The 14,412-nt window shown below is 51.7% G+C and carries 10 protein-coding genes; 5 read left to right on the top strand and 5 right to left on the bottom strand.

Translation table 11 applies throughout. The annotated features are described in order from the left end of the window. Positions 1–97: 97 nt before the first annotated feature. Positions 98–3,046: a glycosyltransferase gene (locus tag ACTIDN_RS09130; protein WP_441376800.1), complete on the bottom strand. Its 2,949-nt coding sequence runs from the start codon at positions 3,044–3,046 to the stop codon at positions 98–100. A gap of 160 nt (positions 3,047–3,206) precedes the next feature. Next, positions 3,207–4,223 (bottom strand): CgeB family protein, encoded by a 1,017-nt coding sequence (locus ACTIDN_RS09125; RefSeq protein ID WP_441376799.1) that lies wholly within the window; start codon positions 4,221–4,223, stop codon positions 3,207–3,209. Between the two features lie 363 nt (positions 4,224–4,586). Here ACTIDN_RS09125 and ACTIDN_RS09120 point away from each other — a divergent pair, with 363 nt between their 5' ends. The 5 genes from ACTIDN_RS09120 to ACTIDN_RS09100 all read left to right on the top strand — a co-directional run bounded on the left by ACTIDN_RS09120 (position 4,587) and on the right by ACTIDN_RS09100 (position 9,802). Further along, positions 4,587–5,060 (top strand): PACE efflux transporter, encoded by a 474-nt coding sequence (locus ACTIDN_RS09120; RefSeq protein ID WP_441376798.1) that lies wholly within the window; start codon positions 4,587–4,589, stop codon positions 5,058–5,060. A 185-nt stretch (positions 5,061–5,245) separates the two neighbouring features. Then, a complete protein-coding gene (locus ACTIDN_RS09115) occupies positions 5,246–5,428 on the top strand; it encodes a (2Fe-2S)-binding protein (RefSeq protein WP_441376797.1) in 183 nt (60 codons plus the stop codon). Between the two features lie 122 nt (positions 5,429–5,550). Then, positions 5,551–6,507: an NAD(P)H-dependent glycerol-3-phosphate dehydrogenase gene (locus ACTIDN_RS09110; protein ID WP_441376815.1), complete on the top strand. Its 957-nt coding sequence runs from the start codon at positions 5,551–5,553 to the stop codon at positions 6,505–6,507. 160 nt (positions 6,508–6,667) lie between these two features. Next, the gene (locus ACTIDN_RS09105) at positions 6,668–7,207 is read left to right on the top strand and encodes a Dps family protein (RefSeq protein WP_415507143.1); all 540 of its coding nucleotides are present in this window, start codon (positions 6,668–6,670) and stop codon (positions 7,205–7,207) included. A 324-nt stretch (positions 7,208–7,531) separates the two neighbouring features. Further along, positions 7,532–9,802, top strand: a complete 2,271-nt coding sequence (locus ACTIDN_RS09100; RefSeq protein WP_441376796.1) for a TonB-dependent receptor — start codon at positions 7,532–7,534, stop codon at positions 9,800–9,802. A 57-nt stretch (positions 9,803–9,859) separates the two neighbouring features. On the opposite strand, the gene ACTIDN_RS09095 is transcribed toward ACTIDN_RS09100, so the two are convergent. The 3 genes from ACTIDN_RS09095 to ACTIDN_RS09085 form a co-directional block, all read right to left on the bottom strand. Further along, positions 9,860–10,747 (bottom strand): helix-turn-helix domain-containing protein, encoded by an 888-nt coding sequence (locus ACTIDN_RS09095; RefSeq protein ID WP_415507284.1) that lies wholly within the window; start codon positions 10,745–10,747, stop codon positions 9,860–9,862. Between the two features lie 219 nt (positions 10,748–10,966). Then, positions 10,967–11,806, bottom strand: a complete 840-nt coding sequence (locus ACTIDN_RS09090; protein WP_415507283.1) for a transporter — start codon at positions 11,804–11,806, stop codon at positions 10,967–10,969. Positions 11,807–11,927: 121 nt separating this feature from the next. Then, positions 11,928–14,384: a membrane-bound PQQ-dependent dehydrogenase, glucose/quinate/shikimate family gene (locus ACTIDN_RS09085; protein WP_441376795.1), complete on the bottom strand. Its 2,457-nt coding sequence runs from the start codon at positions 14,382–14,384 to the stop codon at positions 11,928–11,930. Positions 14,385–14,412 lie beyond the last annotated feature (28 nt).

Here is a 14,412-nt window from a genome sequence, read left to right as displayed (position 1 = left end):
GTGCGCCATGTTCGGGCACGGAATGAATCATAATGTGCCAGTCACAAAACAACTGGCATGACATTACGTCAGTACTGATCACGATGCATGACGATACTTAACAGGGATGCCATGCTGACCCCTTAGGTGCTGCCAGAATGCTTTGTATTGTCTTAATATACGCCTCGGGCTGATTTTCCTGAGCAATACGGCGCAACTCGTTTTGTTGTACCCTCTCCCACAAATCCTGATCCTGATAGAGGTTAAGGATAGCATCCGCAAAGGCGACCGCATGCCCGGTTTCTGCTGCCAGAATATCCTGACCGCTCTGCCATCCCACCTGCTCACACAAAATGCTGGAGGCTACAATCGGTACCCCATGTGCCGCTGCCTCATGCAGCTTGTAAGGGATACCGCCAGCAAAGCGGGTTGGGGCCACAAAAACCCTGTGAGTATTATAGTACGGCGTCACACTGCCGACCCGACCGACAACATCGACGCGTGGATGCGGCAGAAGTTTTTTCAAATCAATCTCAGGATTTACAAATCCACAGATCCTGAATTTGACTGTGTCTGGCAACTTACCGTCCAGCAACGGCAAGACTTCATTGGTAAACCAGATCAGAGAGTCAAGGTTTGGTGAATCCCTATCGTGCACGGCCCCAACAAACAGCAGGTCTTTGCGGGATGCGTAATCTGGAGTTGCGGTATGCGGCTGCTGAAGGTGCCCCAAGACAGTGACATCTTCCATTCCAAGACGGCGCAGTGTGGCGGCGTCTCGCTCGTTCACAGCAACAAATTTGCGTGCCACACCTGCTGCGCGAAACTCTTTCTGGAGCAATTCCTCTAATGTGTGCTGCGGTTGCTCACCACTCAGTGCCCATTTTTGCAATTCACGCCCGGCGGCCACAGCTTCCGTGTCCAACACCACTGAACATCCGGCCAATGCCCCGACGCACTCAGACAGAATAGGGGCCAGACGCTCAGCATTATGGGTCCGGGCCATCCAGATCACATCATAGTAGCCAGCACGCGACTTCAGGAAGGCGGCCAGATCTTCCAGCCCCTTATTCCACATCACCTCCGCACGGTCCGGGAAGCCGGTATAGGTGTCTTCAATAACCCCCATAGGACGGAAAACCGGGTAAACGGTTACATGGCACCCAAGGCAGTTGACCATTGCGGTGATGATGTCATTGGAGCGGGTAAAGCCTGAACCCAAATGACGGAACGGCAAAAAATCTTCAATTACCAGCACGCGCTTGATAGCGGGATACGCAGACCGGGCATGGACTATCTGGTTAGCCTGCCGCACCGGGCGGTTTTCCAGATAAGCGCGGTTCTTCTCAATAAATTTCTGCTGGTTCATTAGCATCATCTGGTTGCTTTCCAGCGTACCTGATGTGCCATATTCATAATGCAGCACGACCACGGCAGGGTCATACACCACGTCCAACCCTAACTGGTTAATCCGGACGCATAGGTCAGTTTCTTCAAAATATGCGGGGGCGTAATCAGAGTCGAAACCAGACAGGTCTTTCAGCACTTTGGTTTGCACAAGCAGGAAAGCACCCGAGCAGAAATCAACAGACCGGACGTAATTGGCTTCTGGCACATCTGGCAATTGGTCACGCAGATAACCGCTCACAGAGCCATCATGCCAGACTGTGCACCCGGCTTCCTGTAGCAGGCCATTGGTACGAACAAGCTTTGCGCCGACAGCCGCTGTCTGAGGTTCTTTTGCAAACCGGGCAAGGGCAGCCTCAATGGCATGAGGCATCAGCTCAAGATCATTATTCAGGTAAAGCGTATAGTCAGCTTTTACAAATTCTAGCGCCTCGTTACAGCCTGTCAGAAAACCCACATTACCCAACGTCCGGATAACATCCAGTCCCTGCACATGGTTTTCAATATGCCGGATTTCATCAGACGAGCCTGAGTCAACAAGAATGACCTGAATCTGGCCTGTATAATTCTGACGCAAAGACCCAAGCGCTGTCATGGTCATGGCAAAATTATTATGCGCAACCATAATAACGCTCAGCTCCGGCTTGTCGTAAGCAAAGCTTATATTGGCACGCAGCAACAGAGGCAAACGAACACGACACATGCTCTGATAAACATTTTTGGAAATAAACTCTATTTCCTCGGGTGTGTAGCCTGTTTCTTCCACTATACCGCCATGCGCCATGTAATGCACAAAAAAGCTTGGATATGTTTGAGCCGCAACTTCGCTTTTTACTTTAGGATTATCCGCATAAGCTCGCAATTTAACGTCAGACGCTGGTTGGCGTAGCTCATACTGGCCGCATTTTACGAAATGCTCATAACAATTTCTGAAAGCACCATGTTTGACGGCTCCGGCCACATCTTCATAGGCCTGCATGTAAAATTTTTCTGAAAAATAGGCATTTGGATCATAGTTTTCAGGCGTAGGGTTGGCCAGATAATGATGGAGCGGGCCATACCAAAGCTCAGCATCTGCCTGCACTTCCGGGTAATTTTCCAGATACCACTCCGGGTCAAAATACCAAGACAAACGCTTGGTATATAAACTACGGTCTGGCATGGAGCGCAGCAGAGTAACGTACGGGCCTTCTTCGGTATTAAACGAAAAATCCGGCACTTCATGCAAAAAGAAAGACGGGTCAAAAAACATGGATGACGGGCAGAGCAAGCGACTGCCCTGATTCAGGTAATGGTCATACCCGTTCCGGATACCGCTTGCCTCCAGCTTCTCTGGCGAGAAGTCCAGAAAGGTGCGCCGATAATAGTCCTCGTCAAATAACCAATGAGGGTTATGCGCCCAGAAACCAACTTTCTGGTAGTGATCAAACCCGGTTTTGAATTCACCCGCTGCAATCTGGTCCTGTACCGCCGGGTAACGCAGCAGGTACCAAGCCTCGTCAAAAAAAGGATTGGGCGAATGCTTGAGACCAGCTCCTTTTTGATCATAAAAATCACGAACCGCTTCGTCTTCCACCAGATTTAAAAAGGACAGGACACGCTGGTACCGTTTTTTGTACCATTCAAGATCAAAAGCTGCCCAGTCGATCTTCTTACTCATCTTAGACAAAGACATTCTTGCTGCCCGCAGTTAACTTATGAGACCCGAGTTCTCTTGACTTGACTAACACAGGGTGGACCCGCAACCATTCCCAATGCTTTTAAATACTTAGGTGAGGCTCGTAACTCCAGCAAACCCCACCCCGAATATGCACCTCAAGTTAAGCAGCCATAAAGCCTTGTTCCTGCAGAATCCTCACCACGTCCTGAATACGATTGCCATACGTATGATCTGACAATGTGCGCGCCTGCGCACGTTTGGTTGCTTCCGCACGTTTTGCAGGAGCCTGCAAATAGGTTTCAATCAACTTGTCAAAATCACGCTTATTGGAAAATGTCGGGATTTCTTCGGCCGTGTAATACCGCCGCAATTCATAGGTGTCTTCATGGAAAACCTGAAACGCCCCTGCTGCTGCGGCCTCAAAAGTACGGGGCCCTGGCGTTGAGGGTGACACCATGAAGCGCTTGTTTTCAAAGTGCAGCGAACGCCCAAGGTTCAGCACCAGCTTGGAACGCTGATACAATTCAACAAGTTGAGTTTTTTCAATACGGGCGTCAGAGAAACCAACCCCGAATTCACCCCAGCCGGGCCCGATAATCCGAACATTCAGGCGGCGCAGACTTGGCAGAAGTGTGCGAACAATGTCCTTACGGCTCGTAAAGGCAACCCCACAGAACAACACGTCAATATTACGTTCGGCCTCACCAGTCAGTGGGGCGTAATGCAGCTTGCGGCTGGCAGCGAGTGGCAGGTGAAAAACCCGGTCACGCAAGTAGAAATTATGACCCCAGCGGTCACAGGAAAATACGACATCAAAGTCACCGGCAATACGGTAGTTCGCGTCCTGCTCATAGGGATCTTCCGTTGCCCAGAAAACCGTGGTAGCGCCAATTTTTTTTGCTTCACGGCAGACTTCACCAAAATAGGTGCTCTCCGGCAGATAGGAACCAATGGCAAAAACAATGGTTGGCTTAAGTTGTGCAATAGAGGCCGCTGCACCACTAATATGAACAGCGGTTACGTTATCATCGCCAAAGCACTCGGCCCACCCATCCATGATGGACTCCCGAATCTGGGCATTCGCCTGAGATTCATACCGGCCGCCACTACATACCAGAACCCGTTGATCTTTCCACATTGCTGGTAACACCGCGTTGTTCTCTTTGAGAGCTGCCATAAAATTGTCCGTGCGTTCCAAAAATTCTATTTAACCAGAGCTAGCTGGAGCGATAACCATTAAACTGCACAGTCGCATGTGCCGCAAACGCTGTAAAGCATTACACGCTAAAAAATCAGGCTGAAAAACACCTTAGACTTAATAAAAACAATGGTTTTTTACTGTAAATCGAATATGACTATTATAATATGTCATATCGAACATTCACATCAACTTTTAAAGTAATATTAAAAACCAACAAACATTGCATTAATCTGCCAAATACCGCACGGCATCCCTAAACACTATCGTCATTCTCTTTATCATACAATCAGTTAAGCCTTATGGCTTTTCTTTCCCCACGACTGAACTAAAAGTCATGGTATGTCTAACTCTGACCTGACACCCCCACCCATGCGCTCGACACCCGACCGCATCCGCCATGCCCTCCTGTTTGAATGCCTTGCTCTAGCCTTGGTTATCCCTAGTGGGTCTCACCTCTTCGGCCTCCAGACAGAAACCATGGGCGTTATTGGTGTAGGCAGTGCCGTAACAGCAGTTCTCTGGAATTACCTCTACAACCTTGGATTTGACCATCTGTTACAATACTATACAGGCAGCACAACCAAAACGCTCGGGCTTCGTGTTATTCATACGTTGCTTTTTGAAGCCGGATTACAGATTGTTCTTTTACCTGCCATTGCACTTTATTTGAAAATTTCGCTCATTGACTCATTTTATATGAGCTTTTCTATTGCTCTATTTTACCTTGTTTATGCTTTTTTCTTCAATCTGGCTTACGACAGTCTTTTCCCAATCCGTCGCCACCACACTTCCAAACCCGCTTCGTCCTCCTGAACACTGCCGCAGGCAATAGGACCACGGTTTTTGCCGGTCGTACGCCGCATGACACTTTGCGGCCCTTCCGTCCGTAACATGTTTTTAATCAAATTGAGGTCGATACCGCACTTCAGGCTATTGCGAATAATTCTCATTGTCCCTATATGAAGAATGCACGCCACTTTAAGAACGGGACGATCTGAATGGTCATCTGCTCTTGTAACCGCCTGACGCACAAAGATGTGGAAGCCGCTGTTGAAAGCGGCGCAACGCACCCGAGAGAAATTTACGCCTCCAAAGGCTGTAAGGCACAGTGTGGCAACTGCGTTCCGGGTGTTGTGTGTATGCTACGCGAAGCACGCATGAAAAAAATGCACATCGCCTAAAGTCACGCAGCCCATCTGGCAGCCTGCGCTCCGGCCAGCGTACCACTTTCTGCCTAAGCAGCAGCCCAACGCCGGAAAACCTCCGCTTGCCGGTTTCTCCTGTTTCTGGCACGGCTGAGGGTATGAAGAAGCATATTCTTGTTGTTGGGGCTGGAGCATGGGGCTGTGCTTTAGCACTTCATCTGCACCGAACAGGGGCACACGTGCATATCTGGGCGCGCAGCCCGGAACAGAGGCTTGCTTCCGGGGCTATGCCGCATTTGCCGGACACCCCTCTTCCCTTTAGCCTTCCTGTTAGCCGGACCATACCCTCTCGGGTAGACACTACTCTTGTTGTTATTCCCGTACAGCAACTTGCCTCTGTATTACCCCTACTACCAATTGCTCCTACTATTCTTTGCTGTAAGGGTGTTGAGCGCTCAACGCAGTCATTCCCGCTTGAAATCCTGCACCGTATTCGGCCAGACCTTGCTGGCGCTGTGCTATCCGGGCCAAATTTTGCGCATGAAATTGCCGCCGGCCTTCCCGCAGCCGCAGTGCTGGCCGCATCAGAACTGAGTGAAGCACACAGGCTTGCAGAACAATTATCCTCACCTGTGTTCCGACTCTATGCGAGTCAGGACTGTGTTGGTGTGCAATTAGGCGGGGCTGCCAAAAATGTTATCGCCATTGCTGCGGGCATAACCATTGGTGCAAATTTAGGTGAAAATGCTCGCGCAGCCCTTGTAACGCGTGGCCTTGCAGAAACAGCGCGACTGGCAACAGCGCTAGGCGGTTTACCTGCAACCCTCTCCGGGCTGGCGGGTATGGGGGACCTCCTTTTAACCTGCACCGGTGCGTCATCCCGCAATTATCAGATGGGACTGGCGTTGGGCCGCGGCGCACAAACAGAAGATGCTCTTGCTGCCCTACCGGGAGTAGCAGAAGGTGCCACAACAGCAAGCGCCCTCTTGGGGCTGGCACATAGCCACGGTGTTAGTGTGCCGATTATCGAGACAGTCTCACAGTTTCTGGCCAATACTCTAACACTTTCTCAGGCGCAGGAGGCATTGCTGAACCGCCCGCTCAAGGCGGAGTAGGACCTGCATTTAGTGTGACAATTTTCTTAATTTCTCTTGCATCATAGTCATGTCTGCTCTGCCACCTCTTGCATGCAACACTTTCCGCCCCAACATCGTTAGAACAGAAACGCCGCGCCATAGTGACGCAGTATTTCATTTCGCAGCGAGGAACAGTTTTATGAGCAAAACGCCGTCTGACGCCAAAGCCGCACACGTGAAGGAATATCTGGGTACACCAACAGACCTGAAAGCAGAGGCCGTGCAGGCTGTTGCTGTTGGGCTTGCCGATGTGCTGGCTGATGTTTTTGCACTTTATATTAAAACCAAGAATTTTCATTGGCATATGAGCGGACGCCACTTCCGCGATTACCACCTGCTGCTGGATGAACAGAGCGACCAGATTTTCGCAATGACAGACCCGCTGGCAGAACGTGCTCGTAAAATTGGTGGCACAACCCTGCACTCCGTTGGGGAAGTCAGCCGTCGTACGAAAATTCAGGACAATGACGCACTGTATGTCACCCCAGAAGACATGCTGGCAGAACTGCGCGACGATAACCTGACTTTGACCAAGCGCCTGCGTCAGGTCCACGCTGTGTGTGACGATGCCAATGACATTGCAACTGCAAGCCTGATCGAAAACTGGATTGATGAAACAGAACGCCGCACATGGTTCCTGTTTGAATCCACACGTCCGGCTTTTGGTAAAAACGACTGAGTTTATCGCACGTCCTTTATCTGACATCACACCAGAAAGCGGTGCCCCTTCAGGGTGCCGCTTTTTTTGTCATGCATCTGTCATAAACTGTGTGAATAGCGCACGTCAGCCTGCAAAAATGGGGCTGTTAGCGCTAAAATCTTGCTGTTTTCTGCCATATCTCGCATATACCGCCTCACATATCAGCCTGAACGGCTTTTTTGGTTTGGTGTCATATGGTGGGCAGGCGCAGTTGCTCTCATAATTTGATATAATGGGAGCAGGACCATTTTTTACTCCGTCTTCACAACAGTTTTCCAAACAGTCACATCGCGTCGCACTTTGTTGGCAGTCAGCACCACACTGGGGCTGGGCATTACCCCTACGTTCAGTGTGCCGGTTTTGGCCGCAGACAAGCCTGCCACACCTGCCCCTGCCAAAAAATCACGCCACCATTCGCCACGCACCGTTGCTGGACGCTCCACCACAATAGATGTCAGTGCCAGACGGCATGATTTTGCCTATCCGGAAGCACAGCATCAGCCAGACGCCACAACCCGATTGACGGCCGAACGCCTCCGGGAGAGAGATGTCACGACATTGCGCGGGTTGGAGCGCGTTGCCCCCAATCTGACAATCCAAAGCATTAACGGTACAGCATCCACCAACTTCTATCTCCGTGGCGTTGGGTTTAATGACTTTACCCAAAGCAATATGGCACCGGTGCTCACTTATATTGATGATGTCGCTTACCCGTACTCCACCATGTCAAACGGTCAGATGTTTGATCTGGCGGGCGCTTCAGTCACCCCCGGTCCAGTCGGCACGGAGCACGGACAGTCTGATACCGGCGGTGAAGTTCATATCCGCACCAACAACCCAACCGATACATGGCACTTTGGCGCAACGCAGGACGTTGCCTCCTACGCCCGCAGCCGCAGTGAAGCCTATATTTCAGGCCCACTCGCAAAAGGGCTGAGCTTCCGCCTTGCTGGCCAGACACTGCATGGTGGCGGCTGGCAGACCAACCCACAAAATGGCGACCATTTGGGTGATGCCGACCTATGGGCCTTACGCGGCAAGCTGCAATGGAAGCCAGATAGCCACACGACCATTTTGCTTGGCGGCCACTTTACGCAGGATAACAGTGAGGTTGTAACAAGTGTGCCCGTGCACAGGCTTATTGGCACACAGGCTTTGCCAAAATTTGCATCATGGCAGCAAGCCAACTGGTCTTCCCGCCCGGAATTTGCAAAACTGTTCGGCCGGAAGGCCGGCATCAAGCCCAGCGAGCATAACCAGTTCTGGGGCGCAGATCTTCACATCATTCACGATTTCGGGCCTGTCACCTTCACGGCCATCAGTGCTTTTGAGACCGAGCGCGAAGGCGAATATACGGATCAGGATGGCACAGCGCTTTCTGAAGCTGACACCTACCGCACCGTTGATGCCAACAGCTTTACACAGGAAGTGCGGCTGAATAACTCCAACACTAACGACAAACTGCAATGGGTAGTGGGAGCCTATTATCAAAGAAGCCGTATGAACCAGCGCTTCTTTTTTGATTATACCAACTACTCGGCTCGCCGTTACATGATGGCTACCAATTTTGGGCTTAATCAGGAAGCTGTCTCAGAATTTGGCCATGTCAGCTATCGCCTGCCGCATAATATAACACTGTGGACGGGCTTGCTGCACGAGTTGGATGATCGCTCCATCACTGGCTTGCGGTCAGAAATTTTTGGCGGTGCAACCAACACCTTCCACGGTGAGAGCACGGCATCCAACCAATTTGCGGGGCAGGTTGGCATTTCGTGGCAAATGACGGCCCATAGCTTAGTCTATTACAAAATGAGCAAAGGCTTTAAACCGGGTGGCTTTACAGCAAACAACACCCAAATTCAGGCGCAGCTTGACCCCTTTTGCCCTGAAACTGTTCTCACCTATGAAGCCGGGTTTAAAGCTGACCCCATCCCTAACCGGTTAAGAGTGAATGGTGCCACTTTTTATAATGACTTCCATAATCAGCAGATTTTGGGCACCGTTCTTATACCCAACTATGGACCGTTGAGCGAAATTACCAACGCCCCGAAATCTGAAAGCTGGGGGTTTGAGGGCACGATAGAAGCCCACCCCTTCAGCCACCTGTTCCTGACACAGAACATTGGTTGGCAGCGCGGTAATTTTCAGAATTTCCCGACAGTAAACCGGGCAAAAACAAATGCCTATTATGCACAGCACCATGTGTGGAAAGCTATCAACGATAATTTTGCAGGTGTTGATAACGGGCAACCCAAGCTCACCCTCAACGGGTCTGCGGACTGGCGGCAACCCATTGCCAAAGCCTATGCTCTGGACTTCGGGCCTGACTGGCAATATCGCGGCAGCCAGGCAATCACCCCCGGTGGCACCGGGTTTTATCGCCTTCCCCCTTATTTTCTATTGGGTGCACATGTGACATTCCGCCCAGCTTCCGGGCGGTGGGAAGCAACCTTGTATGCACGCAACATCCTCAACCGCCGTTACGCGGAAAGCGGGGGACAGGCCACGACAACCTATTTCTACATCCCCGGTGAGCCACGCTTTATAGGTGGCCGTGTTTCCTACGGATTTTAAAACTGACACCTTAATACTGGATGCTGGCCAAAGGTCTGCATTCAGGCGTTTTTTACATTACGACTCAATATTAAGGGCTTTCAGCTTACGGTATAATGTTGCCCGGCTAATGCCCAAACCCCGCGCGGCTGCACTCACATTTCCCTGTGTGGCCGCAAGAGCAGAGCGTACAACACATTTCTCTGCTCGCTTGAAGCTGATTTCCGTGCTGGTTTCCAATTCTGTCAGCAGGTTGGGGCGCTCATGAATCATGTCATCCGTCCACCCCATAAGCGTACGGGCTGCGTGTGTAGCCCCCGTTACCTCCCCTGCTTCATTGACGGCAACAAACAAGGATGAGCAGCCATCCGCAGGGCCAAGGGCCAGAATTTTTTCCCCTGCATAACGACTACGGAAAAGATCTTCCTCAATACGCCTACCGGACAGTTTAAGAGTTTCCATCAACAGGTTGGCGTAAGGGCGGGTCGTGTCACCGCTCATGGCTGCCATATTCAAGGCACCCGCAATATGACCCTGTGCATCAAATACCGGGACGGCATAACTTGCCAGCAAGGAAAAGCAGAACCGCCAGTGATCTCCCTGCCCCAAGAATACCGGGCATTTTTCCTGCATGCAGGTTCCAACCCCATTTGTTCCGGCTGAGGCCTCGCTCCAGATGGCGCCTTTCCGCAAATGCAGGCGACGGCAGACAGATAAGTGCGTTTCATCCACACAGCGGGCAAGAATAGTCGCGGTCGGATCTGCAAGCAGGACCATAAGCCCCATACCCTGCACCAATTCAAATAAATGGTGCATCTCTCCCATAGCAGATTTCAGAAAAACGGCTGAACGCCCACTGATATGGCGGAATTCTGCACCAGACAGAATGTCAGGCGTCCACCCCTGTGCAGGGTCCATATGGTAAGCAGAGGCGCACCGTTGCCACGAATGCTCAACCGCAGGCATACCGTTAGAGAGCGCAGCACGGGCCTTGTACCCGCTTGGCACATCTCCTTCAGAACGCGACAACAGTGGTTTTCTCTCGGTAGGACTATCCTTCACTTGTCGCCATCCCGCCTATGTCTGCTATACGTTTTTTCTTTAACTACTCTCTCTGTTAGCCCATCCTCGGGGGTAACTTAAAGTGAAATCGCCTTGATCTCAGGCAAGGTCAGACCGCCTACCCTACCAGAGATACACAAATTTAACGTAATAGGCATTGGTTTCAGGCGTGTTTCGCCCTTCTAATGAATGGGAGTAACGCGTTGTAAAAGATACTTTTTTGGAAATATTGAACATAATACCCGGCCCCATAGCCACTTCCCGACTATTGGTGTCACTAACGGATTGCCGCATGGTATTGTCGTACGTTCCGGCAACATTCTGCCAGTCGAACGCCATGAAGGGTTCAATTTTAGGCGTTGCTTTCCAGCTAAACCGCAAATTGGCAAAAAATACGTTGCCGGGCCGGTAGCTGTGCTGCCCCTTCATATGCTTGGTTGAGCCAACAACGCTCCCGAGGTCACCGTCAAAACTGACATGCTTCCATTCGTAATCAAAAATAAAGCTGGAAATATTGGACCAGTAATTGGGAGATGTGGCATCCCGCGTCCCAACAGGCGTCTGCATAAAGGTCTGAATACCAAAGGTACTATGTGCGTTTGGTTTAAACCACGCTGCTGGCCCTACAATGGTCGGACCTAACCCGCCATAGTCTGTCCCATTAGCGAGTGCGTAGCTCTCACCTTGAATAATTTCAAACGCAAACCCGACATGCGGAATAGCTTCAAAAGTGCGAAAATGCACATATTTGGTCAGGCCAGACCATGTGTGGCTGCCACCGCGTGCCATACGCTGCCCTGAGCTGTTATAGGTACTCCCCGCCGCATTGCCGTTACCGTACTGCACCAGCACGTTGAACGGTTTAAAATCTACCGGCAAATCATATTCATGCGGGCCAATGATGCCCAATGTAATGTCCGCAGCATACGCTGCCGGGGCATAAGCCAGTGCCATGCAGGGCATGACAAAACCAAGCAGAGAGCGCAGGCGCTCCGCCTTTTTCATCAGATGCATCATGTTGTTCCGTAAAAGGAGAAACGGGGCTTCAGGTCAAATACCCAAAGCCCCGCGTCATCGTGCTTAATTACTGAGCGTTGCCGCCCTGAGCATTATCAAGCGTATAGGCGATGATGTAGTCACCACTCCGGGTGCCCAGACCACCGTGGCCACCAGCAGCAATAACAACATACTGCTTGCCGTCCTGTTCGTAGGACATTGGGGTAGCCTGTCCACCTGCTGGCAGACGGTCACTCCAGATGACCTTACCGGTCGCCAGATCAAAACCGCGCAGGTAATCATCGGCGGTAGCGCCCATGAACACCACACCACCTTTGGTCACAATGTTCCCACCGATGTTATACATGCCTGTTGGCAGTGGCAGGTTGTTGTGTGTGCGGAAAGGCCCTGTGTCACGCGTGGTGCCAACCGGGTGCTGCCAGACAATCTTCTTGGTCACAAGGTCGATTGCCGTAATGGTGCCCCATACTGGCCCCTTACAGGGGATCTGAAGTGGGTTCAGCCAAGGGTTGGTGTAGGCAATGTAAGGTGTGCCGTAGTCAGGAGAGACGGACAGTGCGTCACCCTTTGCGGCAGGCTCTTCCCCTTTACCATCCCATTTTGGCAGTGTGCCGTCTTTTTCCAGCGTGTGGCGGTGCTCAAGCCGGATACGGAACGGCAGGTAGCTTGCGTTAGCAAGAAGCAGTTTGCGCTGCGGGTCAATGGTAATGCCCTGCCAGTCAACCACACCGTAGAATGCCGGATAGACAATGGTTGTCTGACCAACATGCGGCGGCGTGAACTGACCTTCATACGCAGACTGACGGTACTGGATACGGCAGATCATCTGGTCAAGCAGGGTTGCTCCCCACATGTCAGATTCCTTGAGGTCGGGTGGCGTCAGAGAGGGCATGGCCGTTGGGTATGGCTGTGTTGGAGAAACACGGTCATCTGGTGCTATGCCAGCCGTTGGCACTGGCTTTTCAGCAACCGGATAGCCCGGAACTGGCTGGCCGGTAAGGCGGTCAAGCACAAAGAACTCACCACGTTTGGTGCTTTGCACCAGCGCCGGGATGTTCTCACCATTCGGGCCAGGCAGGTCAACCATGGAGGGGCCGGACGGAATATCCATGTCCCACAGGTCATGATGCACGGTCTGGTAGGTCCAGCGGCGTTCGCCTGTTTCAATGTCCAGAGCGATTGTGGCGGAGGACGTTGCATCGTCAAACGGACGACGTGAACCACCCCAGTTATCCGGCGGGGAGTTACCTGTAGGAATATAAACCAGCCCCAGGTTGAGGTCTGCGGTGTACACGCCCCATGCGTTCGGGGTGTCACGCGTCAGCTCGTCTTCAGCGCCGGGTTTCCACGTTTCAGGCGTATGGCCTGCATCCCATGCCCACTCAATTTCACCAGTGGTGGCATTGAAAGCACGGATAGCGCCAGACGGTTCAAAGTTTGCCTGATTGTCAAACACCCAACCGCCAGTAATGACGCGGTTTTTGGCCACCATGGGTGGGGATGTAACAAAGTGGAAGCCATGCGGAACGTGACCGAGGTACTGACGCAGGGAAATAAACCCATGGTCACCAAAGTCATCGCAAGGCTCACCTGTTTCAGCGTTAACGGCCACCATGCGGACGTCAGCAACCGGAGAATAGATACGGTTGCGGCAGCTTGTCTGAATTTCATCAGGAATATGGTAATAAGAGACACCACGGCATGCGAGATAAACGTTTTTATCAAGGTCAGCCGTTGCAGGTTTTGGGTCAAATTTCCATTTGACCTTCCCGGTCTTAGCATCCAGTGCCATCACCCAGCTGTGCGGCGTGCACATATACAGGGTATCACCCACTTTAAGCGGCGTCAGTTCAAGGTTGAACTCGTGCCCTTGGTCGGGACCGGCCACCGTGCCTTCGCCATCCTGCTGCACGTCACCCGTGCGCGTGACCCAAGCCCGTTTAAGATGGCTGATGTTTGCTGGTGTGATTTGACCAACTGGAGAATACCGGTCCCCGCCGACTGTACCACCATAAGCAGACCAGTCTTTGTCCGACACACCGTTGGATGCCATGTCGGACTGGCCTGTAGCAGACATACGGTCAGACGGCACAGTGCCGTTAATGGAATAAGACGAGAAGCAGCTTGCAACCACAACTACGCCTGATACCACAACTGAGCCGAGCACTTCGCGTTTGTCAGCCAGCCAGTTGTCACTGGTACGCCAGACCCACGGCAGAAGAAGCCATACGCCCAGACCAATGAGTGTGAAGAGCCGGACTTCAAGACCCCAGATATCAAAGCCCACTTCAAAAACGGACCAGATGGTTGCAACCAGCAACAAAGCGGCATAAAGGCGCGCTGCCAGTTTGGGATTTCTGAACCCGTTAAATGCTGCGGCGAGCATGACAGCGCCCGCCACAATGTAGAACCACGAACCGCCAAGTACAAGCAGTTGGGCACCACCAAAAAATAAGAATAGTCCGATAAGAGCCAGTAAGGCTGAGGTTATTATGGAAAATAACCCCTTATTACTCTCTCGCATGTTGCGTGTCTCTCTGAATGTTTCAGTG

This window comes from Acetobacter sp. (genome assembly GCF_052102375.1).
Taxonomy (GTDB): Bacteria; Pseudomonadota; Alphaproteobacteria; order Acetobacterales; family Acetobacteraceae; genus Acetobacter.
The sequence above is the reverse complement of the archived record's forward strand: the minus strand, read 5'-3'. Positions and strand labels throughout refer to the sequence as shown.